Origin of the sequence: Paraglaciecola sp. L1A13, from assembly GCF_009796745.1 — a bacterium.
Classification (GTDB): domain Bacteria; phylum Pseudomonadota; class Gammaproteobacteria; order Enterobacterales; family Alteromonadaceae; genus Paraglaciecola.
The window spans coordinates 2,903,497-2,928,971 of the sequence record NZ_CP047024.1 but is presented as its reverse complement, the minus strand read 5'-3'; the positions used below and the strand labels follow the sequence as shown (position 1 = coordinate 2,928,971).

Sequence of the window (25,475 nt, the reverse complement as noted above, 5' to 3'; positions counted from 1 at the left end):
TAGCGTCTTATTTAGAAGCGTTTTTTCAGTGTAATGCCATAGGTAGCAGGCTCAGCCATATAAGCGTTAAGTTTACCCTCTTGTAAAGGCGTGTTGAAGTTTGTACGGTTAATGTACTCTTCATCCAGCACATTACGGCCCCATAAAATAACGTCCATATCGTATTCAGTGAAATTCATAAATAAACGTAGATTCAGGATATTATAAGAGTCTTGAACCGCATATGGGTCGTTACTGCCATCGAGGATAACATCGCCTGTGTAACTAAATTCACCTTGAATGTAAGCGTAGATGCTATCACTTAATTCGAAGTCTTTCTTTACACTCAACACTGCATAGTTTTCTGGTTCTCCTCCTGGGCGATCTCCTGAACGATCACAGAAATTATCATCAGGATTGACCCTGCCTGGGTCGTCAATACCTGTGTGCCATGTATAAGCGGTCCAGCAGTTTCCGGCTTCAAAGGTTTTATATTCCGCATTAACCAAGGCATAACCCAAATGTACTTCGACCGATTCAACTGGCAACCATGTTGCTTCTAGCTCCATACCTGATATTTCATAATCACCGGCGTTTTGTAGATTAAAACCATTGCCAGTAAACGTGTTCGCCTGAAAATCATCTACAGTGGTGTAGTGTGCTGCTGCATTGACACGCAAGTTTTGCTCGCGGAAATCCTTCTTAATTCCGAGTTCAAACGATTGAGATGTTTCAGCTTCAAAAATCGGATTGAAACCAACGGCAATACGGTCGGTGTTAGTTCCACCAGATTTATAGCCATTGCCATATGATGCGTATAATAAGGTATCGCTATCAGCCTGATAACTGAGTTTTAGCGTGCCGCTAATTTGATCATCACTTAAGCTTTCTTGAATATTACTTCGTGGACTGGTGGTGGTGCCAAGTAGGGGGAAAGCCCAGCCTGCTTCACTAAACCCTTGAAAATTAACCAACGTAGCTTGACCTGCCGCAGTGGTCAAATCAATGGCACCTGCCGCTATACCGCCTGCTGTGGTTAATGCAGCTACTAAATCAACAGGGGTGTTATCTGCTAAACCGTTAATGTCCGGTCCTACCTCGGTAAATACTGTTAATAAATCTTTTTTCTCTTTGGTGAAACGCAAACCAGCTGTAAGGGTAAACTCATCGCTTAATTTATAATCGAACTGTCCAAATATTGCATAGCTCTTGTGTTCCTGTTCCGCAACATGGTTAAAGCCAGTTCCAGCAGGTGCCCCCGCTGCTCGTGGAGCAATAAGTCCCAATGAAGCCAAACCATCGATACCCCCTAATAAGCTACTAAATGAGCCCTCTACGCCTGTTAATGCATCAACATTCTGGCCTAGTACCCCAAGCGCAAAACCATCAAAAATAGTATCTGTGTATAAGCTGTATTCAAGATCTAGGTCTTGGGTAAAGTAGTAGGCACCCAGAATAAAGTTAAGATCTTCGCTGGTGTAATCTAAACGAAATTCTTGTGAAAACGAGTTTTGTTGTGAATCGTTACTGGTACCAAATAAATCTGCATCGGTGAAGTCACTATCGATATTGTCGTACGAATCGAATGAGCGATAGGCTGATATAGAAACAAAGGTATAGTTTTCATCTAAGTCCCAATCAAATTCAGCAGAGATCCCTCGGTCTTTCATCGTCGCTACAGGTAAAAACGATACCGCTACTTCTCGGTCGAAGAATGCCTCGCCACCTGGGAAGCGAGTGCCTCCTAGTTGGTCAATTGCGGCGTCAGTGCCAAATTTACCCGGTATTTCGTTGGCTTCAAAATTGCTCAATTGCACTGGTGCACCGCAGCATATTTCGTCAATTTCGGCATAATCAGCAATAATCCGTAAAGACATATCTTCATTTGGCGTATAAAGCGCTTGTAAGCGACCGCCAAAACGATCCCGGTCGTTCAAGGTATCTTCACCTAAGTTAACATCGCTGATGGTGCCATCACGATTACTCGAGAAGCCAGTGGCGCGAAATGCCAACACATCGTCAATTGCTGATACAGACATTGCCCCGGATAAATTCACCAAGCCGTAATTACCTACTGTCGCCTCAACAAAGCCGTCACCGCCGCCATGACTTGGTGCTACAGTCGATATTAAAATGGCTCCTGAGGGGGTGTTTTTACCGAATAATGTACCTTGAGGTCCGCGCAACACTTCAACCGCAGCAACGTCCACCAAGTTATTAATCATTGAGTTTTGGCGCGCTCTATAAACGCCGTCAACGTATAAGCCTACCGATGATTCTAAACCAAAGTTTTGTGAAGATGTGCCCACACCTCGAATCGAGAAACTGGAGTTGGTGGCACTTTGACTCTGAAATGCACCTAAGCCCGGCACATTGGTTTGCAGGTCATACATATCTTTTATCACCGCTTCAGCCATCGCTTCGCCATTAAAGGCGGTAACCGACACAGGCACTTCTTGAAGATTTTGCGCACGTTTTTGCGCGGTCACAGTGATAGTTTCTAATCCCTTTTCTTCAGGCGTTTTCTCTTGAGCTAAAGAAAATCCACTATTAAGGGCAAGACTCAAGGTAATTAATGAAGCTAATGGGGTACGTTTTAAACGATTGGGTAACTTGGGCATTATTATACTTCTCTTCATGTGTTAGCTGAGGCCCTTACATTTTATTATTTGAATTTTGACATCAGTAAGGGCTACGGAACCCAACACATTGCAAATAATGCAACTAGTCGGATGAGCATAAGAGTGCAAGTTTTATAATTAAAAGTAAATGCTACGTTAGTAAAATGTTAATTACTTTTCTGTGGTTATTAATAGCGCGCAACCCTCGTCACCCATACCTTTATTAGAGACATAATGTTAATCAATACAAAACCATTAAAATAATCAATTAAACTAATAGTAGCTTTGTCTCTACTATCATTTTCAGATTTAAACTGAGGTGGTTACATGTCAGAGTTTTATATTGTACGTCACGGACAAGCATCTTTCGGTGCAGATAATTACGACAAGTTGAGCCCACTAGGCCATCAGCAGTCCGACTGGTTGGGTGAGTATCTCGCTGAGCGTAATCTTGAGTTTAGCCAATTGTGGTTAGGTGAAATGGTTCGCCATAAAGAAACGGCCAGCGGTATTCTTCGTGGCTTGAATACTCATTTGGATACGGTAACCCATACCGGATTAAATGAGTTTGATTTTCAAAATATTGCTACCGCTTATTTAACAGATCATCCCAAGGACGCTGTGCAAAAAGGTGCGCCACCGGCGGAGTTTTACCGATTGCTTAAAAAAGCGATGGGAGCTTGGTCCAATGAACAGTTAGACCCCAGCATGTTGAAAGAAACGTGGGGAGAGTTTCGTCAGCGAGTCTTTGCCGTGCTCAGTGCAATGCGCAAGGAGACTCATGACAAACCCATTCTTTTGGTCAGTTCAGGAGGGGCTATTTCCATGTTAATGAGCATAGTACTTGAGCTTGATGCCAAGCATGTAATCGAACTCAACATGCAAGTTCGTAACGCCAGTTACAGTCATTTCTTCTTTAATCGCGATACTGTGCGGTTAAGTAGCTTCAATAATGTACCGCATCTCGATATACCCGAGCGTGTTGGTGCAGTCACGTTTAGTTAAATGGAATAAAATACTATGAACTTCGATTATTCAGAGAAAACACAAGATCTTATTGCTCGTTTAGAAGCCTTTATGGATGAGCACATTTACCCAAATGAAAAACAATATTTAGCCGACGTGCAAGCTGCCAGCGCTAATCCAGATATACGTTGGAAAACGTTACCATTAATAGAAGAGTTAAAAGAGAAAGCGAAGGCCGCAGGTTTGTGGAATCTATTCTTACCTGAAGAGTATCTGCCTTACGGTGCAGGTTTGAACAACCTAGAGTATGCGCCTTTATGCGAAATTATGGGTCGTGTGATGTGGAGCTCTGAAGTGTTCAACTGCAGTGCACCCGATACAGGCAATATGGAAGTATTGGCTCGATATGGATCTGAAGCGGACAAGAAAAAGTGGTTAGAGCCACTGCTTGAAGGCAAAGTACGTTCAGGTTTTGCCATGACTGAACCCGCTGTTGCATCTTCAGATGCTACCAATATTGAAACCTCTATTGTACGTGAAGGTGATGAATACGTTATAAACGGACGTAAATGGTATACCAGCGGTGCTATGAACGAAGATTGCAAGATACTGGTAGTTATGGGTAAGACAGATCCATCTGCTCCGCGACATGAACAGCAATCACAAGTGCTTGTGCCTATCGATACAAAAGGTGTGACGATTGTACGTCCTTTAAGTGCAATGGGCTTTTATGACGAACCTGTCGGACACGCAGAAGTGTTGTTTGAAAATGTTCGTGTACCTGCCTCAAGTTTATTAGTTGGTGAAGGTAAAGGTTTTGAAATTGCTCAAGGTCGCTTAGGCCCAGGACGGATTCACCACTGTATGCGTTTGATTGGTTGTGCCCAACGTGCGCTAGATTTAGCCTGCGAACGAGTTGAATCACGGGTAGCTTTTGGTCAGCCACTGAGCAAACAGCAATCTGTGCGAGAAAGCATAGCGAAAATGTACTGTGAAATTGAACAAGCGCGTCTATTAACGCTTAAAGCTGCTGACAAGATGGATCGTTACGGCAATAAAGTCGCACGAGATATCATTGCCGCAATCAAAATTGTTGCACCAACTATGGCGTGCAAGGTTATCGATGAAGCCATTCAAATGCATGGTGCAGCAGGTACTAGCCAAGACTTTATTTTGGCAGGAAGCTATGCGTATGCACGTACAATACGCTTAGCAGATGGTCCGGACCAAGTGCATATGATGCAACTTGGGCGTAACCTTATCAAAGATTACAACGCATAATTGGAGTATGAGCAATGAGTAAGCAAAGCGGTGTAGAACAGTTAGACGAAGAACGCTTAGCCACCTATTTAGCTGAACATATTGCCGGTTTTAGTGGTCCGGTAACGGCCACTAAGTTTGCGGGTGGGCAGTCAAACCCCACCTTCAAACTAGAGACTGCGAATGCAACCTATGTGCTGCGTCGCCAACCACCGGGCAAATTGTTAAAGTCAGCCCATGCTGTTGATCGTGAATACCGAGTGATCAAGGCATTGGAGAATACAGATGTTCCGGTAGCCAAGGTTTATCATCTTTGTGAAGACGTTGATGTGATTGGTAGTATGTTTTATGTCATGGAGTTTATGGACGGAAACGTATACTGGGACAGCTCTTTACCTGAAATCACTGATAATAAAACCCGTAGCATCATGTATCAAAATATGGCTAAAGTCATGGCCACGATGCACAGTGTCAATGTCGACGAAGTCGGCCTTGGGGACTACGGTAAACCAGGTAACTATTTTGAGCGGCAAATCAGTCGCTGGACCAAGCAATATCGTCTATCTGAGACCCATGAAATCCCAGAGATGGACCAGCTTATTAGTTGGCTTGAAAAAAATATCCCTGAAGAAGATGGCAAAGTCTCATTGGTCCATGGTGATTATCGCATGGATAATCTGATGTTTGCCAAAGACTCATCTGACATTATTGCCGTGCTTGATTGGGAATTATCAACGCTTGGCCATCCTTACGCGGATTTAGCTTACCAATGTATGCAGTTGCGCTTACCTGACAACGTTGGCAAAGCAACAGGTTTAGGGGATGTTGACAGGACTGCATTGGGGATCCCCAGCGAAGAAGAATATGTAGCTGAGTATTGCAAATTGGTTGGTATTGAGGGAATCGATAATTGGAACTTCTATTTAGCGTTTAGTTTTTTCAGGTTAGGTGCTATTGCGCAAGGTGTGGCAAAACGCGCCGTTGACGGTAATGCATCAAACAAGCAAGCGTTGCAAGTTGGCAAACTAGTTCAGCCCTTGGCTCAGTACGCGTTAAAGATCTTGCAATAATCACAATTTAATCGCGCCTCTGGTAATAGGGGCGCAGCGATAAATAACGGAGTGAATAATGAAAGCCATCGTTTGTAATGCTTTTGGTCCCGTAGAGAATTTAGAATACAAAGAAGTAGCCGACCCTAAGGCTGGTAAAGGGCAAGTTGTAGTCGATATTAAGGCTTGTGGGGTAAACTTTCCCGATGGCTTAATTGTGCAGGGCCTGTATCAAATGAAGCCCGAAGTGCCTTTTATACCAGGAAATGAAGTGGCTGGCGTTATCATTGAACTAGGTGAGGGCGTGAAGCACCTTAAAGTTGGCCAACGTGTTATCGCACTATGTATGCTTGGCGGTTACGCTGAAAAAGTAGCGTGCGCGGCAACGCATGTTATGCCTATACCCGATGAAATTTCTTTTGATGAAGCAGCAGGACTCGTCACGGCACACGCAACAGCTCATCATGGATTAAAGCAGCGAGCGAATATTCAACCAGGTGAGACATTATTAGTTACAGGTGCCGCTGGCGGTACTGGTTTAGCGGCAGTACAAATTGGTAAGCAAATGGGGGCAACTGTTATCGCTGTTTGTTCCACCCAAGAAAAACTAGATATGGCTAAAGCAAATGGCGCCGACATATTAATTAATTACTCTGAAGTGGACCTTAAAACGGCCATTAAAGAAGTGACCAACGGCAAAGGCGTAGACGTGGTTTATGAGTGTGTTGGTGGTGATGCATTCAATGCTTGCTCACGCAGTATGGCTTGGAACGGTCGTTTGTTAGTGGTTGGATTTGCTGGTGGTACTATTCCTGAGTTTCCAGTGAACTTGGCCTTGGTAAAAGGGTACTCAGTGATTGGCGTTTTCTGGGGCTCATTCACTCAGCACCAGCCGCAAGATTTTGCACAAAATATGCGTGAATTACTCACCTGGTACGTGCAAGGTAAAGTAAAAGTGGTGGTAGACGAAGCACTCCCATTAGCGCAAGCTAAAGACGCTTTGAATAAAGTGATGGGTCGTGAAGTCAAAGGGAAAATGTCGCTAAATCCCTAGTTTTGAGCGTGATTAATAACACAAATAAAAACGGGCCTCAATTGAGGCCCGTTTTTTATATGGTGCGTGTTAAACAACCAAATTTAGCATTGTTTTTTTACTTGCGTCAGTTCAAAAAGGCTTGATAAAAGCTGGTTGCCAACACGCGAAAGCAATATATCTATCTGTATCCGTTATATACGGTCGTTCAATACCGCAACAATCGGTGAGCTCGTTAAGCCATTTTCAGAGGCCCAAGCCACAACCGTTTTACCGTCTTGCTCTGGTGAGCTCAAGTCACTTTTAGGCATCTTTTTGACCATTAAAGTGCCGGTTTCTACTGCGTCATTTAACATGGCTGTGCGAATTAAACTGTTGCCGCCGCAGCTAATACCTGCATAATAATCTTGCAATTTAAGGCGGTAATCTGACTGAACACGTTTCATCTTTTTACGCAGCTCACTTTTATCATCGGCTTTTACGATGGTGCAAATGTTCTGTAATGCTTCGGCTACATCAGCTTGAGCAGGTGCAGCAACCACAATAGATGTAACGGCGATGGCGATAGAAGCTTTAACAACTTTCAACATGGTCAATTCCTCAGGTCTTATGGACGTTTTAATCTTGTTTCAATGACGTTAGTAGACCCTATTTTAACTGTTTAAAAAATCTACAGGCTGATACTAAGGTATAGAGCATCATACCCAAGGTGAATAAACGCATATGTAGCATGGCAACACTTTGTTGCAGTTAAAACCTCGTTTTAAAGTCGTCTGGTTGCTTTAATGTAGTCATCAGAGGGGTATTTCATTAAGGAAGTATTTTGAGATTAATATACAGGGTGTTGTTATCAATCGTTGTTATTCTTGCTGCACTGCTGTGTTACTCAGCTGGCAATATGACTGGGGTTGCTGCTTTTTTTATACTCGGGTTTTCACTTGAAGTTGCACTTTGGTTCGGCCTTGGAAATATTTTCAAGCGAAGAGTGAGCTAACAAGGTTTACTTGCTAACTCGTTCTTTACAGAAATTTATCCTTGCTCTGAAAACTCGTCGACGGCCACAAGCATGTCTGTGATCAAACGTTTTTCATCGTCGGTTAATTCGGGTCGCCAAATATCAAATAGCAATACCACACGTTCCTCTTGGCTGTTATTCCAAGCTTCGTGCTCTATGCTGTCGTCAAATATTAGGGCTTTTCCTTCTTCCCATTGACGGGTTTCGTTGCCGACCCGAAGGCCACCACAATTCTTTGGCACTATGATCGGTAAATGACATATCAAGCGCGTGTTTAACAAACCATGATGCGGCGGTATTTTTACCCCCGCTTTCAATTTTGAAAACAGTGCCACGGGTGTTTGCCCGCCAATATAGGGTAAAGGCGCTGTATCAAGCACTTGCTTGGTGTTGGGGCATTGCTCAGCGATAGCATCATTTAATACACCATAATGCCAAAGATAGGCTGCTGACCAGTTCAAACTATCTACAATATCTAAATGTTTAACAAAATTTGGTTCAGTACTATCACTGTCTAAGTAAGGCGAGAACTGCTCTTGGCCGCTTAGCATTTGCTGTAGCTCAGATTTGATTGCAGGGGTTTTACTTTCTATAGCGCTTAACCAAGGAAATTCACTGCGCTCAAAAAAAGCCTTTTGCGGTAAACCAGGAAAATAGAAACGCGTGGGCTGCTGAAGATAAATCTCTTTTTTACCGAAGCTGATATCCAATGCGTCGTCAAAGCGCTTGCTTATTTTTCCCCGCTCATAACCCTTCTTAAACAGTGCACTTAGTAGATAATCGCTGTATTGAGCATCATATTTTTCGCGTAGTGTTATCCCTCGGTGCAAGCCACGTACAATTTCATCAGGAAGGTTTTGTTGGTTGCTAGTCAACTGAATCGCTGCTTCATAAAATGACAATGCCATCCGCTCTTGCTTGTTATAAACCAGTTGGTCTGCTTTGAAAATTATTGCTTTTATGTTTTTAGGTTCATGCTCTAATACTTTATCAATAGCAGCTATCGATGCAATAAAGTCATCGAGGTTAGAGTAGGCATATGCCAACCCAAACCATGCATGGGTTAAATGAGGGTGATCGTGGCATAAAGACACAAATAGCGATTTGGCTTGGGGAATATTGCCTCGTTGAAGCGTTTGAATGGCCGTTTGTAATCTGTTTTGCGCTGTTGACTGTGCGTGCATTGGATATTCCTTATTATTATCGTGTTACGCTACTGTTTTGACTAATAAAAAACAAGTTGTGCAGGTGCGATCAATGTTCATTCTAGGCATTATGTTAATTTATTAATAAATAATGGACGATATATAGCCGTCAAAACGAGGAGACATGAGATGGACTTTCAACAGATTATCAAATTTTGGTTTACTGATATTACGCCAGCCCAATGGTGGGAAAAAAACACTGATTTTGATCAGATGTTAAGTAACCGGTTTGGCGAAATACATCAGCAAGTTGTGCAATGCGAACTGTGCCACTGGCGAGAAAGCGCTTTTGGGCGTTTGGCTGAAATTATTGTGATTGATCAATTTTCGCGCAATATATATCGCGATAAGCCCATGGCGTTTTTGCATGACCCACTTGCGGTAGCGTTAGCCCAAGAAGCAGTCGCAATTGGGGCTGATTACGATTTAAGTGAATCACAACGCAACTTTATGTATATGCCTTTTATGCACAGCGAATCGTTGATTGTGCACCATCAAGCGCAAGCGCTGTTTGCTGATAAAGCCAGTGACTCAACCTATCAGTTTGAATTGAAGCATTTGGCAATTATTGAACGTTTTGGTCGCTATCCCCATCGAAATAGCATTCTTCAAAGAAAATCAACTAATGAAGAGCTAGCATTTTTAGAGCAATCAGGCTCCAGTTTCTAAATGGAATAATTAACGATTGAACACTGGCAGATGATAGAGATATAACACGCTGAACTAAACTAACGAAAGCGCGTTCAGCGCGCAATAATCTTCGGTGAGCGAGCTTACTTGGATATGCTGCGATCACGCTCTATTAATTTATCCGTGCGATGTTTATCAAACCACCACATGATGTAACCCACTTTTGACATAAGATTACTCGGGCGTTTATAAATACTATGAGATGCACCGGGTATACGTACCATCGCTGACTCTACACCTTGCAATTTTAACGCTTGATAGTATTGCTCGGTTTCAGATATAGGTGTGCGGTGATCTGATTCACCGGTTAGCAGCATAGTGGGGGTCGTCACATTGCCTACATAACTTATAGGCGAGTGCTTCATATATAAGTCCTGTGCCTCCCACGGTTTTTTGCCAAACCAGTTCTTATAGAAAAACGGATAGAAGTCTGAGGTTAATACAAAGCTGTACCAGTTTATTACCGGCTTGGCGACCACAGCTGCAGCGAAACGCTCAGTGTGACCAACAATCCAAGCAGTCAATGTGCCGCCACCCGAGCCGCCGGTAACGAATAAATTTTTCTCGTCAATTGAGCCTTGGGCGATTACGGCATCCACGGTAGACATCAAATCGTCATAATCTTGGCTAGGGTAGTTCTTATCTATGGTCTGAGCGAACGCTTTGCCATAGCTGTCACTGCCCCGAGGATTAGCATAAACCACTACGTAACCTTGGGCGGCCATAAGCTGAATTTCTGCGGAAAAGTGTGGTCCATAATTAGCCACTGGGCCTCCGTGTATTTCAAGAATAAGCGGGTAGCGTTGGCCTTGTTTTTTACCTTCCTCAAACCCCGGTGGGTAGGCGACCCAAGCTTGAATAGGCATGTCGTCAAATGACGATGTTAGGTTTAATTCTTTTATGCTGGCAATGTCTTTATGGCCAAGAGCATCGTCATTCAATTGTGTGAGCACATTTGGTTGCTCACCTTTTTGAATAGCAATATCCGCAGGGCGTTGTGGATCGGAATAAGTAAACGCCACTGTACCGTCTTTGGCTACATCGAACTCACCACCTGAGTATGGGCGACCAAAAGAGAGGCCACCGATTTTTTCAGCAACAATTTTTCGCTTACCTTTAAGTGGTTGATAGGCCACATAGGTTTCGCCTTTGTCGTCATAGCTGACGTACAAGCCTTTACTATCATGGGCCCACTTAACATTGCCAATAGAGCGATCAAAATCATTAGTAAGGGAGCGGCTAACACCACCGTTTGCATCCATCACGTACAACTGAGTGTTTTCATAATTGGTATATTTTTCATCGTATCCCAAATAGGCAATCAATTTACCATCTGGCGAGACCACTGGACTATTGTCTGGGCCAATTCGATCAGTCAGTTGCAACATTTCACCACTTGCGATATCGACCCGATAGACATTGTCATCGGTGAGTTCTAAATCGCTATCAGGGTGGCGATTCGCCGAGAATACAACTGCTTTGCTGTCGCTACTCCAGCTGATATTACCGCCATGGTCAAACTCGCCTTGCGTGAGTTGTCTGGGTGTACCGCCATCTGCAGAGACAACAAATATCTGACTGTTACCTGCAGGAATGTAGCCAGCACCATCGGCTCGATAAAAAAGGTCATCAATGTAAATGGCTGAATCGGCCCATTTTGCGCCTTCTGGTTTTCCTTTAAGACTGACAGGTGACTTGGGTGTACCTTTAACGAATTGACTAAATGCGAGCCTTTTTCCGTCTGGCGACCAACTTAGATTAGACGGTGAGCCGCTTAAATGGGTTATTTGCCCTGTTTGTCCACCGTTTAACCATTTAATATGCACTTGCGGCGAGCCGCTTGCGGTTGAGATAAATGCTAATTTAGTTTCATCTGGCGATAGGGTAGGGCTGAAGTCTGCGTGTAATCCATTAGTAACGGGCGTCATTACTTTGTCTTTGGTGACTTTCCAAATGTTACCCAGTTTTTTATCGCTTTGTATATCCATGTAATTACGCACGAAATAAACGGCTTTGCCATCATTAGTCATATCGAGTCCAGAGGCGTATTCCAAAGTGAAAATATCCTCTAGCTTCAGCGTGTTATCTGCTGATGCAGCAAAAGCATAGGGCACGCTGAATGCGATGGGTGTTGTCAGCAGCGTTAATGCAATGGCTTTTTTAATCTTGTTCATATGAGTGTTCCCTGTCATTTCTGTTTTGTATTTATTTTATCTACGGATTCAAATTAACACAGTCTGGGCAATCAAGAATACCCAATGAGACGGGTGGCAAATCTAGCACGTTAGTTACCCACTTTTTTTCTCTGTTTCAATCGATGCCACTGCATATTGATCTTGTTCTGATGAGTTTTAAGGTGATGCCTAACGGCTAATTTGAGTTGTTCATATTTATGGGGTAAACCGTCAATGCTAGTGTTTGCTAAGAGATATTCAGGCATAACTAAAATTACAGATAATAGAACAACAGATAATATTTTATCGCATCAGTTTTTGAGCGAATAGTGTAAGATCTGCTTAATTAGCAGGGAACATTCCTGTATTGAACAGACGACATTAGGGCAGATTGTGACAATAGATGTAACCAACCTACCGACGAGTGAAGTAGTAACGTGTGCGACTTGCAGGGCGAATTGTTGTCGCCTTGAGGTCATGCTTATTACCGAAACCGGTGTGCCCGAAAAATTTATTGCCGAGGATGATTGGGGCGGACAAGTGATGCATCGTTTGGAAGATGGCTGGTGCGCAGCTGTCGATAGAGAAACCATGCTGTGTACTATTTATGAAAACCGCCCGTTAATTTGCCGCGAATTTGAGATGGGCGGTTTTGAATGCCTCGATGAGCGTACTTAAGACCCACACATTCTAAAAGTAAATCAGATGGTGTCCCTTAAGATTAATCTTATATTTTTAAATCCGGTTTAACGTAATGTAGGCGCTTTGTTCTAATTACAGACGTTCGCCATTGCTTTTTTTGCATCATAAGTTCCCAACTAAGGGGACTATAAATTAACTGACTCGCTGAGTATTTCTCATTTGAATAGCCTGTCCAAAATAACAGGTATATTGGCGTTTAGTGAAGAATGCTTATTTCGCTTCCTATTATGCAGTTTTGTCCTGTCTCACTTTGTTTTTCAGAAAATAGCTAAGTCATTAATTTAATTTTGGACAATATTTTTACATAGTTTTTAATAGGAGGAAGAAAAGTCTTATGCGTTTGAGGTTGATAGTATTAGCGCTAATAAAATTTTCTTGATTCCGTTTCCAACTTTAAATCTGAGTATCAGACCTCTATTTGAGTGTCGGCTTCTCGTTCAAATTTGTTAGTCAGATATGGGTATGCTGGCACCTGTATTATTAAAGAGTCAATGTTCCCATTCAGTCCGCTTATCAGTGCTCTGTCATGATGATGCTATTGAAATATGAAGGAAAAAAAATATATGTCTTTATAATTTTTTTTCAAAACTGGTTTGCCCAACAGTGGGAGACGCTTGTTTTAAATTCTGAATTACGTGAAAACAATTGAGTAATAGACGACAGTTAGCCGACAGGCAGCCATTATTGATATAACAGGGATGTTGGTTAACAAGGTATCAGCCAAGATGTCTTTTAATTTACCTATTCTCAGTCCACAGTTTTCTTATGAATCATAATTTTCTTTTTACGAAAAAACCTTAAATACAAGTTGTTGTTAATTTGTAAATTTTTTGTGTGTAGTATCTTCGCCGAGAAGGAATGAGGCTAAAAATTCATTTGATATAGGAGAGTAAATATTCAACTTATCAAAAAAATTGGCCCAAGGACTTACTAGGAAATCACACAACTTAATAAGGTTAATAATAGTGTATAAAAAAATTTTAATGCTAACGTTGTTGCTAATATGTAGCACTAGCCAAGCCGCACTAATAAACGTAGATATCAACAAAGATAATGGCAATGTTTATACTGCTGAATACGCGCTAACGAACAACAGCGCATCAGTAATCGATGCATTCACTTTGTATTTTGAATTTGGCCTGTTTCAAAATATTCAAGTGCTCAATACCCCTACTGATTGGGATGTATTGGCAGTAGACCCAGCAATCTTTGCAGCCCCACTTCCTGGCTTAGTTGATGGACTTGCACTGGGTGCCCCGTTAGCTGTTGGAGATGTTCTGAGTGGATTAAAGATTTCTTTTGAGTGGTTAGGTGCGCCAAATGTTGTGTCATTTAGTCAGGCATTTGAAATTTATGATCCAAATACTTTTGATATTATAGAGTCGGGCTCAAATGATGTCGCATCTTCATCTTCTGCTGTTTCTGAACCATCTATTTTGTGCATATTGTTTGCATCTTTAGGATTCATATTTTTACGCCAACGTAAAAAAGGAGTGTCTAATTATGTTGCTAACTAAAAAAGTACGTCATTCCTTATCGTCCTTTATTGGATGTACATTATTATTTTCATCACAAATGTCATATGCAGATATTTTGGTTGAGAGTCTTTCGATAACCAAACAATCAAGGGTTAGTCGTTTTGAGTATCAATATGAGATGAACGTCACTGTCACAAATGATGCCGATACAGTAGAAAATATAGCCCTTAGAGTGAGTTCTAATAACGTTAATGGAATTGTTCAAAGTAGTGATTTAACGTTGTCTTCTCTAGGTTCTGATGAATCAGCAATAATGAATGGTTCACTTGTACTTATCGTCAATCGTAGAGGGACATTTAGCAATAACGACCTAACTTGGGATATTCAGTACGATCCAGCAAAAGGCAATATTGCTGATACTTTCTCTGAAAATTCAGCTTATCACACAGGTGTTTATCCCAACTTTTTTGTTGAGCATGGCATTGCCACTGAAGAACAAGTCACCACTAAATTACAGTCTACCTACGCACAATTGTTTGAACTTATTCCTGATGAGCCAGTTGCTCCCGTTGATTCATCTGAGGCAGAATTTTACCAAGGTTTTACTGATGGTTTTACTGGTTGGATAACAAATGGTGATAATGGCACAGAAGTTACGGCTACTTTGGCTGTAGTGGATGAGGCTCTACAAGTTACTCCTACATGGAACAGTAATGGCGACAACTTATCGGTGAAATTTCAACAATTTCCTTCCATTGATATTACCTCTGGTGCAACTATTGTCTATGAAATGGAAGTGGCTGACGAGTACGTCACTGATGGCAGTATGGCGGTCCAGTTAATTATTGAAGACGCAAACTTTAACCCTGGCTTTTTTGGTTACAATGCTTTAGTCACAAATGGCAGAGTCACTATCACAGCTGAAAATGTAGGACCTGATACCGGTTTTGGCTATATTGCTGAAGGTTTTGATTTTACGCAAGTGCGAGGTTTTGGATTTCAATTCTTGGCGAACGGAAAACCTACTAGTGTTACTGGCGATATAATTATTGATGAAGTCAGTATTAGTTTACCGAATGAGTTAGAAGTGCCAGCAGAAGAAGCGTTTATTGATACATTCGACAATGATATTAATAATTGGGTTGTGGCTGTAGATAATGGTACAAACGTCAATGTTGTCTTGAGTGAAAATGCAGGCACACTTAATGTGTCCCCAAGTTGGCACAGTAGTGGTGATGTATTCACTGTTAAATACCAACAGTTTGATGCGGTTGATATTACAGGCGGGGCAAGCATTTCATTTGATGTTAAGTTACCGGCATCTTATGTTAATGATGGCAGTATGATCACGCAATTGGTGATTGAAGACACAAACTATCAACCTGGTTTTATAGGTTATGCCTCTATCGCCAGTCATCCAGCCGATGAGTTTTTTACCTTAACGTTTAATAATGTCGGTCCTAGCGCTAGTTTTGGCTATGTAAGTGGTGGTTTCGATTTTACTAAGTTAAGTGGTGTAGGTCTGCAAATTTTAGCTGGCGGTAAAGTAGTTGATATAGTGGGTGACATACAAATCGACAACGTTAAAGTCAGTGCTGCGGCGGCAAGTGATGGCCCGGTTAGAGTTGAATCTAACACTAGCTTGCTATACGGCGTAGGGGAAGATATGGCATTTATTAAAGCCATTGATTCAAATGACATTCGCTCAGAAGGTATGTCTTACGGTATGTTTATCTCGGTACTGATGGACGATCAAGCCACATTTAACAAATTATGGACGTTTACCAAAGACAAAATGCAAAACAAGTCAGGAGTTCATAAAGACTTTTTTGCTTGGCAGCTTAGTGCAGTGGCACCTTATGCTCCTATAGCAGCTAATCCTGCGCCAGATGGCGAGGAGTTTTTTGCAATGGCTCTATTTTTTGCTAACAATAGATGGGGTAGCACAGCAGGTATTTATGATTATCAGACAGAAGCGAATGCGATCTTGCATGATATGATTTATACCCAGTCAGACAATACACGTTTGATGATGAATCCAATTTATAAACAGATTGAGTTTGTAACCACGCCTAATATTGATAGTTTCACTGACCCGTCTTATCACTTACCTGCTTTCTATGAGTTATGGGCCTTATGGGCTGATGCAGATAATGATTATTGGCATGAAGCTGCGGCAATTAGTCGAGAGTTTTTAGGTAAAGCCGCTCACCCAGTTACTGGTTTATATAGTGATTATGCAAGCCATGATGGTGCGCCGCAATACACAAGTTTTAACAATAATAGTCACAAAAGTGCCTACGACTCTTACCGTGTAATGGGTAACTTAGCCTTGGATTATTATTGGATAAGCGAAAGTGCCGACCTTAAAGAGTTAGTCGATCGCCAAGTCAACTTTTTTAATAAAGAAGTAACGACTAAAGGCGATTTCATAGCTATATATGAAGTTGACGGTGTGCGTGAACCTGGTATTAATTATCGTGGACATGGCCGTACAGCTATGAATGCTTTTGGTGCCACGGCAAGTGAAAACCCGTTTGCCAAAGATATGATCGAATATTTATGGCAGCAAGATGCGCCAACTGGCAAGTATCGTTATTACGATGGTATGTTACATATGATGAGTTTATTACATGTTTCAGGTGGGTATAAGATTTACAAACCTGAGTAATTTGTAAGCAAACCTCAATTAGGAAGCCAGATGTGCAATCATCTGGCTTTTTTTGTCATTAAACTTTAAGTAAGGTCTTCGTTACAAGGCAAGATCATGAACGTTCTTTGAACAAAAATAACATTATATGACGGGCTGATATCACTGTGATTGTATACCCCCTTTTGGAGGTCAACCATGACAATCGATGTATTTGCCCAACACTTCGCTTATGTAAAAGACCCTCGCCAAACCGCGAAAATAAGTTATCCCCCTTGCGATGTATTGTTCTTACTTATTTGTATCATCTTCACCGGTTGCGAGTCCTAGGAGGTTATTGAAGATTTCGGTAAAGCCAGATTAACTTGACTACAGGGTTTGGGATTATTTAAAGATGGATTGCCTGTACACGATACGATAGCCCCCAGTGACCTTTATTCGCTGGATACAAGAGGTGGTGAAGCTGAGCGAAGGGTTGTGGTCGCGGTGGGTGGTACGTATTTACGCAGCTCGTATAATCGTCATGACTAACAATCTGCAATACACATGATCAGCGCTTTTGCCGCTGCTAATGGGGTGGTTATCCGGCAGACTAAGACCGACGCCAAGTCGAATGAAATCAAAGCCATTCCCGATTAGCTGGACATCAAAGGTTGCCTCATCACGATTGACGCCATGGTATGCCGACATAAAATATCTAAGGCCATTATAGATAATGGAGCGGATTACCTGATTGCGGTCAAGGATAACCAGAAGAGGTTTGACGATAGTATCAAACAGGCCTTGGCCTCTGCGAATAAAGCATCTACCCTCCATATGGAGAAAGGACATGGCCGCGTTGAAGCCTGTGAATATCCTTTTCTAGATGGAGGCGATATCGCCAAGACATTCCTTTCTTGGCCAGGCTTAAAGATCATTGGTATGGCGATAAACTACAGGTATAATGCCAAAAAAAGTTACCAGGATACTGCTGCTACATTAGCTCTACCCTGCTGACGCCAGAACAATTTAGTAAAGCGGCACGAAGCCACTGGAGTATAGAAAGTAAGTTGCACTGGGTTCTGGACACCGTGGTGCGATAAGATAACTGTCTGATAAACCGTGGTGATGGAGCAGATAATATCGTCCGCTTAAGGCATATCGGGATTGATCTGATAAAAGTTGATAGGAGCAGAATAACCAGTATAAGACGTAAACGACGCATGGCTGCAAATGGATACTGATTACTTTTATACTGTATTTTTAGCGGGATGCGAGTGAATTGAGTGATAATTAGGCATTCAAGCTCTTGCCGTGGTTAGGATGCGTAAGACTATTTAACAAACGCATTAGATTTGACTGTTAAAAGCAGTTCGGTTTTTTACAAACAAACGACGCAGAAAAGCGTCCAACTTGCTGCGCAATTTATGCGGGCGCTAAATTTCAATCGGCAGGAAGCATGTTCAATGAGAAAAATTGTAGAATTTAGCAAAAGAAAGTATATGGGGTTTGGATCCGTTGATCTAGATGCTCTTAACAATCAGCTTGATGATATTGCGAAAGAGGGTTGGGTGGTTGTTTCTATGAACTCCAACACTTGGTTCAGTGGTTTTGTCGTTTCATATACTCTTTTAATTGAACGTAAATAATAGTATCAACGACAAAAATATAGCAAGTCATTGTAAATCACTAGCGACCTCTGGCTATTGCCCGTGGCCAGCAATTTCAGCCATTAATTTCTAGTCTTGGAATGGGACTTTGATGTTCGCTTTACGGCCAGAGGTCAATTAAAAAAATAATACCCTCCAAGTCTGCTGGCCGCTCAAACCAATTAACTAGCTATTGGTCAGGTTGTGCCGGCGACCATGACGATGAAACGTTAGAAGCGCCGAAGGCTAAACATTTGCGGTTAATTGTTTCGGTATGCAAAGGATTATCTCATTTCTCACTATTTCGCAGTTGTCATTATTCATGCTGCTCAGTCATGTAACGTTTAGGGGATTGTCCTAGTACTCCCTTAAACATGGTAATAAAAGCGCTGACTGAGTGATAACCAAGGTATTCAGATACGCGTTGCACCGACATTTTACCGGTGAGCTTTTGCACAGCAATGATCATGTGCAACTGGTTACGCCATTTACCAAAGGTCATACCGGTTTCCTTTTTGATTAAGCGCGCTAACGTGCGCTCAGTCATAGCAAGTTGAGCTGCCCACTGGGCCAATGTTTTACGCTCACACGGATTTGAAAAAAGTTGCTCAGCTAATTTTGTCACGGTGGGGTGGGCTGACAGAGGTAAGTCGAAGGGCTGAGGCGGCATTACACTTAGTAAATCCAGCAATACCTGCGCCATTCGATGAGTGGCACTTAGTACTGAGTAATGTTGATCTAATGTGGCAAAATGACACATAAGCTCTTTGATTAACGGACTAATTGCCAAAGTACAGGCGTGATCCGGCATGCGTAGTTCACTTGGTTGAATGAATATATGACATAAGTTGGCGTGGTTGAATGCGCGATTACTGTGGGGAATGTGTGGGGGGATCCAAATGGCGCTGTGGGTGGGCACCATCCACATTTTTCCTTCAACTTCACATGTTACATAACCGTGTAGCGCCAATATCAATTGCCCTTTGGGGTGCGTGTGAACAGGCAGTTCGTGGGTGTTATGGGTCTCTTCTATTCGCGCTACAACTGACTGAGGCATCGACTCAAAATGTTGTAGCTTGTCCCACTGTAAGTAGTTCAATAAAGTCATTTGTCAGTATTTAGGTATTTATTGTCATTATTGCTCAATTATATTGTTTTACTAGCCCATATAATAGCTTTCTCGTTTCGCATACTTTCTGCACATAGGGTTATAAATGGAGTCTGTAACAAGGCTAGGTCGATTGAGTCCTCGCGTTTTGGCGTCCTCGTCGTTTGTCTTAGTGTTAGGCATATTTTTTGTCGCCGCCAATCTGCGTGCACCGATTACCGGCATTGCACCGCTGCTGGACAAAATCATCGCAGCATTTGAACTCAGTAATACGCAAGCTGGTATGTTAACCACACTTCCGCTGATTGCTTTTGCAATTGCATCGCCTATGGCAGCATCGTTGGCCAGAAAAATTGGCATAGAAGCGTCCCTCTTTATCTCCTTGTTGCTTATATGCGGCGGAATTAACCTACGACTGATGGACTCCGTGTGGGCACTGTACATCGCCACAGCGACGATTGGCGTCGGTATTGCCATAGGCAATGTATTATTGCCTAGCCTTATTAAGCGCGATTTTCCTGCCCGCGTTGCGGTGATGACGTCGTGTTATGTATTGGCCATGGGCATTTTCTCTGGCGGCTTTTCAGCGCTTGTTACGCCGTTAGCCAGTTTGCAAGTCTTAAATTGGCAAGGTGCGTTAGGGGCTTTTTCGTTAATCACTTTACTTAGTATCGTATTGTGGATCCCGCGACTGCGCACCCGCACTATGCCAGACACCATTTCGGCGGACATATCAGTACAAGTACCGGTGAACTGCGCAAAAGCGAGTAAGGTGTGGCACTTCCCACTGGCTTGGCAGGTGACTTTGTTTCTTGGGCTTAATTCTTTTATGACCTACATTTTGATTGGCTGGTTACCGAATATTCTGGTTGAATCAGGGCACACCCCTGAATATGCTGGTGTGTTGCATGGCTGGTTGCAAGTGGCGTCAGCGGTACCGGGATTTGTGTTGATCCCATTGCTGGCAAGACTCAAAGATCAACGGATACCGGCTGTGGTCATATCGATTATAGGAGCAGTCAGTACCTTAGGCTTACTATACGCTCCGCAGTTTGCCATATACTGGACCATAATGGTGGGCTTTAGCTCTGGAGGTTGTTTTATACTCGGTTTGTCTTTTATTAGCTTTCGTAGTCAAGACGCTGTACAAGCCGCGTCACTATCTGGCATGGCCCAATCCTTTGGTTATTCTCTAGCCGCTATTGGGCCTATGCTGGCAGGTTACCTTTATTCGTCTCTAGGCAATTGGTCAGGGGGGTTATGGTTATGCGCCAGTGCTAGCTTATGTTGCGCTATTGTCGGGTTAGGCTGCGGTCGTGACCATGTTTTGCCGAAATTTACCACGTCGTAATACTAAGCAATTTGTGGCCTAAAGACTTTACATCCCGACTTTGTAATATTTACTTCAATACAGGCACGGTGACTTGGTAAGTCGTGCTTGTTAATCAGCTGATTTTAACAGACATATTTTTTTACGTTTACGCCGCGCCACTAAAAGTAAGACCTGTAGCTGATTTTACGCTATCTGCGATCTAATTTTACGCGTCTTGGCGTCTCCTTTGCTCCTTATTGATTGACTCCACATTCATTTTCAATCTTTAGGAGAAAAGAGTATGACAAACACCGTGAAAACGATTAATCCCACCACTGAAGAGCAAATCAGTGAATACACCCTGTTAACGAAAGACGAAGCCAATAAGGCTGTCGATAAGGCGGATGAGGTATTCCAAACGTGGAAGATCACCCACCCCGAAGAACGGGCTAAATTACTAAATAGCATGGCTGACGTGATCGATGACAATCGTGATGCCTTAGTAACGTTAATGATTGATGAAATGGGTAAAGTCAAAGAACAAGGCTATCAAGAAGTTGATTTATGTGCCGCTATTTGCCGTTACAGTGCCGAAAAAGGCCCCGCGCTTTTAGCAGACGAAGAACGTGAGTATGAGCAGGGTAAAGCACTGGTTAGCTACCGCCCCATAGGCGTAGTACTAGGTATTCAACCTTGGAACTTCCCTCTGTATCAAGTTATTCGTTACAGCGCTTCGAACTTAATGGCGGGTAATGTGGCAGTTCTTAAACATGCGGCCAACGTGTTTGGTATGGCGCAAAAAATACAAGAAATGTACGAAACCGCTGGATTTCCCAAAGGTGCATACCAGTCAGTTCTGATTGACGGGGAAACCGCTAGCGAACTAATCAAACACCCTAAGGTCCGCGGAGTATCTTTCACTGGTAGCGATGGAGTGGGTAAAAAAGTTGGTGCATCAGCCGCTGAAAACGTTAAAAAGTCAGTGCTTGAATTAGGCAGCAACGATGCATACGTGGTGCTTGACGATGCAGACTTGAAAGTTGCCGTTGAAGCATGTGTTATGGGTCGTGTTATAAATAACGGCGAGACTTGTGTTTCAGCCAAACGTTTTATTGTGACTGAAAAGAACTACAGCGCATTCAAAGAGGCATTTGTCGATGCAATGAAAGAAATTAAAATGGGCGACCCCAACCTCGATGACACTGATCTTGGGCCGATGGCACGTGAAGACTTAAGAGATAAACTACATGATCAAGTGACTGAGTCTATAAAGGCAGGTGCAACTTGCTTAACTGGCGGTGAAGTGCCCAATCGTAAGGGGTACTTTTACCCAGCTACGGTGCTGGAAAATGTGCAACCTGGCTCGCCCGCTTACGATGATGAGTTATTCGGCCCAGTTGCGTCTTTGATTAAAGCAAAAGATGATGAAGATGCAATGCGCATTGCCAATGATTCTCGTTATGGCTTGGGCGGCGGTATTTTCAGTAAAGATGAAGACAAAGCTATAAAGCTAGCACGAGAAGTATTTGATACCGGCATGATCAACATTAACGGTTACGGCCTTGCGCATCCTGGATTGCCATTCGGTGGGGTTAAAGACAGCGGGTACGGCCGTGAACATGGTGGCTTCGGTATTCGTGAATTTGTAAACGTGAAAGCGATTATGATCACTCAATAATGGCGATATTATGCTAATGGTTATAGTTCAACACTAGCGCCACTTTAGTCGGTGCGAATATACAACTAACCGCTTAAGCATCGCTTAGATAGGTCAATAAAAAAGGCAGCTTGATCACATCTAGCTGCCTTTTTCGTTACTGTATTTATCTTTAACGAAGCCTGATTATTAACAACCTATGAAGGATCACGGCTAAAAGTGAGCGGAAGCGCCTTGGAGGTATTGATTGAATGTACCTTGGTTAGCTTCCTTTAATTGAGCACATTGTTCCGATTCATCTTGCGCTACGTCATAGCTGCGCGCCATACCATCGTACTTATCCATATGCTGTTGGTAAAAGTCTCTTGCTAACGCTATGTTGTGTGCGCTACAACTTGCTGATACATACTCTGGCATACGGGCAATATGGTACGCAGGCATTTTAGCGGTGACCTTTTCCATATTTTCATTTAACCATTGATACAATACATCTTTATCTTCTCGTGCTGCACTAGCCGTTGATAAAAATCTAAGCACATTCGCCGGACTTACGTCTTTATTAAGGCTCATATCCAGCACTTTACGCATGGTCTGTGGCTCTGAAAACAACATGCCGTAACGAATGGCATTTTGGGTATTGGCATCTGTAGTGGCGAAATACGCAGTCTGATAACGTTCAAACCAACTTTGATCGCCACTGACTGCTAAGCTGCGCATGGCATTGCCAGCGATAGCTCTACCTGTACTGGTGTCATCTTTCAAGAATTTTTCGGTGATACGTTTGCTTTGAATTGCTACTTCAGGAGTTTGTGCATAACGCCCCAACATCCCGAATACATCGTTACGAAGTCGACTAACATCATTGCTGTCGCCTTCTTTTTCAACAACGCCTAATCGTACAAACCACGGTGATAATTTAGCGCTAATGAAACGAGCGAATAGCGCTTTATTGCTATCATCAACAAGGTAAGTCAAATCATTTAACGCCGCTACCATAGAGCGAGCGACAACAGGATCATTGTCTTTGGCGAGTGCATCAAGTACCGCCATATGTTGACCCAAGCTGATTTTATCAGCGTTCAACAGCGCATCTGAATTGTAAAGTAGTGACTTTTTCTCTCTGGCGTTCAAAGAGTTTGCGTCACTTAATAAGGCGCTCATTTGTGATGCTGGGATCTGCCAGCGCATATAACCCATGGCATTATCATTTGGGTATATCCACTGGGCTTGGGCTAAGTCACTGATGTTTATTTTTGCTTTGTCTAAAAACAAAGTTGTACGTTGAATTTTACCGTTTTTCTTAAAGGTAATGGCAAGCGGCACGACCCAGGTTTGCGGGGTTACCTTTGCGCCTGTTAAATGATAGCGACTTTGCAGCACATCGCCGTTATTGGCGAAAGTGACTAACGGGTAGCCAGGTTGTTCTAAGTAGGTTTTCATCATTGCTGGTACGTCAAAGTCAGCAACAGTAGATAGCACTTCCCATAAGTCATCGGCCTGAGCATTGCCCCATGCATGTTTTTGCATATAGGTTTGTACGCCCTTTTGGAAGGCATCTTGGCCAACAAGGGCTTCAATCATTTGTAAAACCGATTCACCTTTGCTGTAATTCAAACCTAGGCCGTCCATTACGTCGGTTTGGCTGCGAACTTCTTTTTTTACCGCTTTGGTTGTAGGGCTGGCATCTGCGCCAAATGCACCTTCTTGTACTAGTTGTGCTTGGGTATTTTGCTCAGGATAGAGCGCGATGGTGATCTTGCTTTCCATCCATGAGGCAAACGCTTCGTTGAGCCATAAATCGTCCCACCAGGCCATAGTCACCAAGTTGCCGTACCACATATGCGCCAATTCGTGGGCTATGGTTTTGGTAGGGCCACTTTGCTCGGTTAGGCGGGGCTCATCATCTAACAGTAATAAACTACTGCGATAGGTCACTAACCCAGCATTTTCCATCGCTCCATGGGTAAAGTTAGGCACGGCGATGAAATCGAGTTTTTCATAAGGGTAGGGAGTGCCAAAATAATCCTCTAGGGCATTGAGGATTTTAGGCGTTTGGGCAACAGCGAACTTAGTGCGATGGGCTTGACCTTTAGGGGTATATATTCTGCCTGGCACCGATAATCCGGTGATTTTAGCGGAATCTAGCTCACCTACAGCAAAGGCAACTAAATAGCTTGGCATTGGCTTGGTTTTCTTGAATGTGACGGTTTGCCAACCATCTGCAATCGTTTTTGATAAAACGGGCGTGTTCGATATAACTGTGTGGATCTGTGGTGCGCTAATCGTTAACTGATAAGGAATTTTAAAGCTGGGTTCGTCAAACCCAGGAAAAGCTCGTCGTGCGTGCATGTCTTCAAATTGCGTAAAAATGTAATTACGCCCTTCAAAGGCAGATAAATACATACCGTCAGAGGTGGTATTTACCTTACCGTTGAATTGCATATGCAACTGATAGGTTTTAGCAGACAATAATTCAGAGGCCTTACCTTGCTGAATATCATAGTCCTGACTCATTACAGTCAGAGGAATGTGGTGCTCGCCGTCAATCAATTCTGCTTTGTATACATCTAATTCACGTTGATAAAAACGCACAATATCAGTCGCTTTTTTAATTGTAACGGTGATGGTGGTTTCACCGCTAAAGGTAGCTTGATTGGGATCGATTTTAAGTTGGATTTTTTGAAACGTTGGTACGACGTTTTCGCCTAGACGATAGGCAACGTCAGCGGCGTGGGCTTGTGCGATTATGAATAAGCTCAGAGCACTGCTTAAGCAGCGTTGTATCAATGTCATGGTTTTGTCCCTGTTAAACAGATGTTTGTTGTTGGCTGTGTGCGACATGCGAGGCGCGAATAACGGTGTCAGATGGACACTATGCTCGACATTCAGCGCTTAGAATGTGCTAACTGACGGGCAGAGTAAGGCAAAATTACAAAAATGCAACTTTC

At 42.8% G+C, this 25,475-nt stretch carries 20 protein-coding genes; 13 read left to right on the top strand and 7 right to left on the bottom strand.

Features of this window, described 5'->3' with window-relative positions:
- Window positions 1-11 precede the first annotated feature (11 nt).
- Window positions 12-2,600 carry a TonB-dependent receptor gene (locus GQR89_RS12250; RefSeq protein WP_158770311.1) on the bottom strand — a complete coding sequence of 863 codons (2,589 nt, stop codon included), beginning with the start codon at window positions 2,598-2,600 and terminating at the stop codon, window positions 12-14.
- A 327-nt stretch (window positions 2,601-2,927) separates the two neighbouring features.
- Between GQR89_RS12250 and GQR89_RS12245 the strand changes: the two genes are divergently transcribed.
- From GQR89_RS12245 to GQR89_RS12230, 4 genes are read left to right on the top strand one after another with little or no spacing between them, the layout of a single operon-like run.
- Entirely contained in the window at window positions 2,928-3,605 is a 678-nt protein-coding gene (locus tag GQR89_RS12245; RefSeq protein ID WP_158770310.1) for a histidine phosphatase family protein, read from the top strand.
- A gap of 15 nt (window positions 3,606-3,620) precedes the next feature.
- Complete coding sequence (locus GQR89_RS12240) at window positions 3,621-4,847, top strand: acyl-CoA dehydrogenase family protein (protein WP_158770309.1); 1,227 nt, start codon at window positions 3,621-3,623, stop codon at window positions 4,845-4,847.
- A 14-nt stretch (window positions 4,848-4,861) separates the two neighbouring features.
- Window positions 4,862-5,896, top strand: a complete 1,035-nt coding sequence (locus GQR89_RS12235; RefSeq protein WP_158770308.1) for a phosphotransferase — start codon at window positions 4,862-4,864, stop codon at window positions 5,894-5,896.
- Between the two features lie 58 nt (window positions 5,897-5,954).
- On the top strand, window positions 5,955-6,929 hold the full coding sequence (locus GQR89_RS12230; protein WP_158770307.1) for an NADPH:quinone oxidoreductase family protein: 975 nt from the start codon (window positions 5,955-5,957) through the stop codon (window positions 6,927-6,929).
- Between the two features lie 173 nt (window positions 6,930-7,102).
- Here GQR89_RS12230 and GQR89_RS12225 read toward each other — a convergent pair whose 3' ends face one another.
- The gene (locus GQR89_RS12225; protein WP_158770306.1) at window positions 7,103-7,498 is read right to left on the bottom strand and encodes a DUF3718 domain-containing protein; all 396 of its coding nucleotides are present in this window, start codon (window positions 7,496-7,498) and stop codon (window positions 7,103-7,105) included.
- 439 nt (window positions 7,499-7,937) lie between these two features.
- Window positions 7,938-9,107, bottom strand: coding sequence for an aspartyl/asparaginyl beta-hydroxylase domain-containing protein (locus GQR89_RS12220; protein WP_158770305.1), 1,170 nt, complete (start codon window positions 9,105-9,107; stop codon window positions 7,938-7,940).
- A gap of 150 nt (window positions 9,108-9,257) precedes the next feature.
- Here GQR89_RS12220 and GQR89_RS12215 point away from each other — a divergent pair, with 150 nt between their 5' ends.
- Entirely contained in the window at window positions 9,258-9,797 is a 540-nt protein-coding gene (locus tag GQR89_RS12215) for a DUF924 family protein (RefSeq protein WP_158770304.1), read from the top strand.
- Window positions 9,798-9,901: 104 nt separating this feature from the next.
- Here the strand turns inward: GQR89_RS12215 and GQR89_RS12210 are convergent, their stop codons facing one another.
- Window positions 9,902-11,992, bottom strand: a complete 2,091-nt coding sequence (locus GQR89_RS12210; RefSeq protein WP_158770303.1) for a S9 family peptidase — start codon at window positions 11,990-11,992, stop codon at window positions 9,902-9,904.
- A gap of 393 nt (window positions 11,993-12,385) precedes the next feature.
- Between GQR89_RS12210 and GQR89_RS12205 the strand changes: the two genes are divergently transcribed.
- The 4 genes from GQR89_RS12205 (at window position 12,386) to GQR89_RS12190 (ending at window position 17,152) form a co-directional block, all read left to right on the top strand.
- Window positions 12,386-12,670 carry a YkgJ family cysteine cluster protein gene (locus GQR89_RS12205; RefSeq protein ID WP_158770302.1) on the top strand — a complete coding sequence of 95 codons (285 nt, stop codon included), beginning with the start codon at window positions 12,386-12,388 and terminating at the stop codon, window positions 12,668-12,670.
- Window positions 12,671-13,659: 989 nt separating this feature from the next.
- Window positions 13,660-14,211 carry a PEP-CTERM sorting domain-containing protein gene (locus tag GQR89_RS12200; RefSeq protein WP_158770301.1) on the top strand — a complete coding sequence of 184 codons (552 nt, stop codon included), beginning with the start codon at window positions 13,660-13,662 and terminating at the stop codon, window positions 14,209-14,211.
- Entirely contained in the window at window positions 14,198-16,843 is a 2,646-nt protein-coding gene (locus GQR89_RS12195; RefSeq protein ID WP_158770300.1) for a glycosyl hydrolase family 8, read from the top strand. Before GQR89_RS12200 ends, GQR89_RS12195 begins: the two co-directional genes overlap by 14 nt.
- Window positions 16,844-17,020: 177 nt before the next feature.
- On the top strand, window positions 17,021-17,152 hold the full coding sequence (locus GQR89_RS12190; RefSeq protein ID WP_158770299.1) for a transposase family protein: 132 nt from the start codon (window positions 17,021-17,023) through the stop codon (window positions 17,150-17,152).
- A 171-nt stretch (window positions 17,153-17,323) separates the two neighbouring features.
- On the opposite strand, the gene GQR89_RS12185 is transcribed toward GQR89_RS12190, so the two are convergent.
- Window positions 17,324-17,512, bottom strand: coding sequence for a hypothetical protein (locus tag GQR89_RS12185; protein WP_158770298.1), 189 nt, complete (start codon window positions 17,510-17,512; stop codon window positions 17,324-17,326).
- On the opposite strand from GQR89_RS12185, the gene GQR89_RS21745 reads away from it, so the two are divergent.
- Together GQR89_RS21745 and GQR89_RS12170 are read left to right on the top strand one after the other, a co-directional pair.
- Complete coding sequence (locus tag GQR89_RS21745; RefSeq protein WP_158770297.1) at window positions 17,498-17,818, top strand: hypothetical protein; 321 nt, start codon at window positions 17,498-17,500, stop codon at window positions 17,816-17,818. The genes GQR89_RS12185 and GQR89_RS21745 overlap by 15 nt on opposite strands.
- Before the next feature lie 449 nt (window positions 17,819-18,267).
- Window positions 18,268-18,450 carry a hypothetical protein gene (locus tag GQR89_RS12170; protein ID WP_158770296.1) on the top strand — a complete coding sequence of 61 codons (183 nt, stop codon included), beginning with the start codon at window positions 18,268-18,270 and terminating at the stop codon, window positions 18,448-18,450.
- Window positions 18,451-18,766: 316 nt separating this feature from the next.
- On the opposite strand, the gene GQR89_RS12165 is transcribed toward GQR89_RS12170, so the two are convergent.
- Window positions 18,767-19,558, bottom strand: a complete 792-nt coding sequence (locus GQR89_RS12165; protein ID WP_158770295.1) for a helix-turn-helix domain-containing protein — start codon at window positions 19,556-19,558, stop codon at window positions 18,767-18,769.
- A gap of 106 nt (window positions 19,559-19,664) precedes the next feature.
- On the opposite strand from GQR89_RS12165, the gene GQR89_RS12160 reads away from it, so the two are divergent.
- Window positions 19,665-20,909, top strand: coding sequence for a CynX/NimT family MFS transporter (locus GQR89_RS12160; protein WP_158770294.1), 1,245 nt, complete (start codon window positions 19,665-19,667; stop codon window positions 20,907-20,909).
- Between the two features lie 262 nt (window positions 20,910-21,171).
- A complete protein-coding gene (locus GQR89_RS12155; RefSeq protein WP_158770293.1) occupies window positions 21,172-22,548 on the top strand; it encodes an NAD-dependent succinate-semialdehyde dehydrogenase in 1,377 nt (458 codons plus the stop codon).
- Window positions 22,549-22,740: 192 nt separating this feature from the next.
- Here GQR89_RS12155 and GQR89_RS12150 read toward each other — a convergent pair whose 3' ends face one another.
- Window positions 22,741-25,320, bottom strand: a complete 2,580-nt coding sequence (locus tag GQR89_RS12150; RefSeq protein ID WP_158770292.1) for a M1 family metallopeptidase — start codon at window positions 25,318-25,320, stop codon at window positions 22,741-22,743.
- Window positions 25,321-25,475 lie beyond the last annotated feature (155 nt).

Excerpts from the sequence above, each read along its gene's own strand:
- GQR89_RS12250 (WP_158770311.1), bottom strand. The coding sequence starts at position 2,600 with ATGCCCAAGTTACCCAATCGTTTAAAACGTACCCCATTAGCTTCATTA.
- GQR89_RS12245 (WP_158770310.1), top strand. The coding sequence starts at position 2,928 with ATGTCAGAGTTTTATATTGTACGTCACGGACAAGCATCTTTCGGTGCA.
- GQR89_RS12240 (WP_158770309.1), top strand. The coding sequence starts at position 3,621 with ATGAACTTCGATTATTCAGAGAAAACACAAGATCTTATTGCTCGTTTA.
- GQR89_RS12235 (WP_158770308.1), top strand. The coding sequence starts at position 4,862 with ATGAGTAAGCAAAGCGGTGTAGAACAGTTAGACGAAGAACGCTTAGCC.
- GQR89_RS12230 (WP_158770307.1), top strand. The coding sequence starts at position 5,955 with ATGAAAGCCATCGTTTGTAATGCTTTTGGTCCCGTAGAGAATTTAGAA.
- GQR89_RS12225 (WP_158770306.1), bottom strand. The coding sequence starts at position 7,498 with ATGTTGAAAGTTGTTAAAGCTTCTATCGCCATCGCCGTTACATCTATT.
- GQR89_RS12220 (WP_158770305.1), bottom strand. The coding sequence starts at position 9,107 with ATGCACGCACAGTCAACAGCGCAAAACAGATTACAAACGGCCATTCAA.
- GQR89_RS12215 (WP_158770304.1), top strand. The coding sequence starts at position 9,258 with ATGGACTTTCAACAGATTATCAAATTTTGGTTTACTGATATTACGCCA.
- GQR89_RS12210 (WP_158770303.1), bottom strand. The coding sequence starts at position 11,992 with ATGAACAAGATTAAAAAAGCCATTGCATTAACGCTGCTGACAACACCC.
- GQR89_RS12195 (WP_158770300.1), top strand. The coding sequence starts at position 14,198 with ATGTTGCTAACTAAAAAAGTACGTCATTCCTTATCGTCCTTTATTGGA.
- GQR89_RS12190 (WP_158770299.1), top strand. The coding sequence starts at position 17,021 with ATGACAATCGATGTATTTGCCCAACACTTCGCTTATGTAAAAGACCCT.
- GQR89_RS21745 (WP_158770297.1), top strand. The coding sequence starts at position 17,498 with ATGGTATGCCGACATAAAATATCTAAGGCCATTATAGATAATGGAGCG.
- GQR89_RS12185 (WP_158770298.1), bottom strand. The coding sequence starts at position 17,512 with ATGTCGGCATACCATGGCGTCAATCGTGATGAGGCAACCTTTGATGTC.
- GQR89_RS12170 (WP_158770296.1), top strand. The coding sequence starts at position 18,268 with ATGAGAAAAATTGTAGAATTTAGCAAAAGAAAGTATATGGGGTTTGGA.
- GQR89_RS12165 (WP_158770295.1), bottom strand. The coding sequence starts at position 19,558 with ATGACTTTATTGAACTACTTACAGTGGGACAAGCTACAACATTTTGAG.
- GQR89_RS12160 (WP_158770294.1), top strand. The coding sequence starts at position 19,665 with ATGGAGTCTGTAACAAGGCTAGGTCGATTGAGTCCTCGCGTTTTGGCG.
- GQR89_RS12155 (WP_158770293.1), top strand. The coding sequence starts at position 21,172 with ATGACAAACACCGTGAAAACGATTAATCCCACCACTGAAGAGCAAATC.
- GQR89_RS12150 (WP_158770292.1), bottom strand. The coding sequence starts at position 25,320 with ATGACATTGATACAACGCTGCTTAAGCAGTGCTCTGAGCTTATTCATA.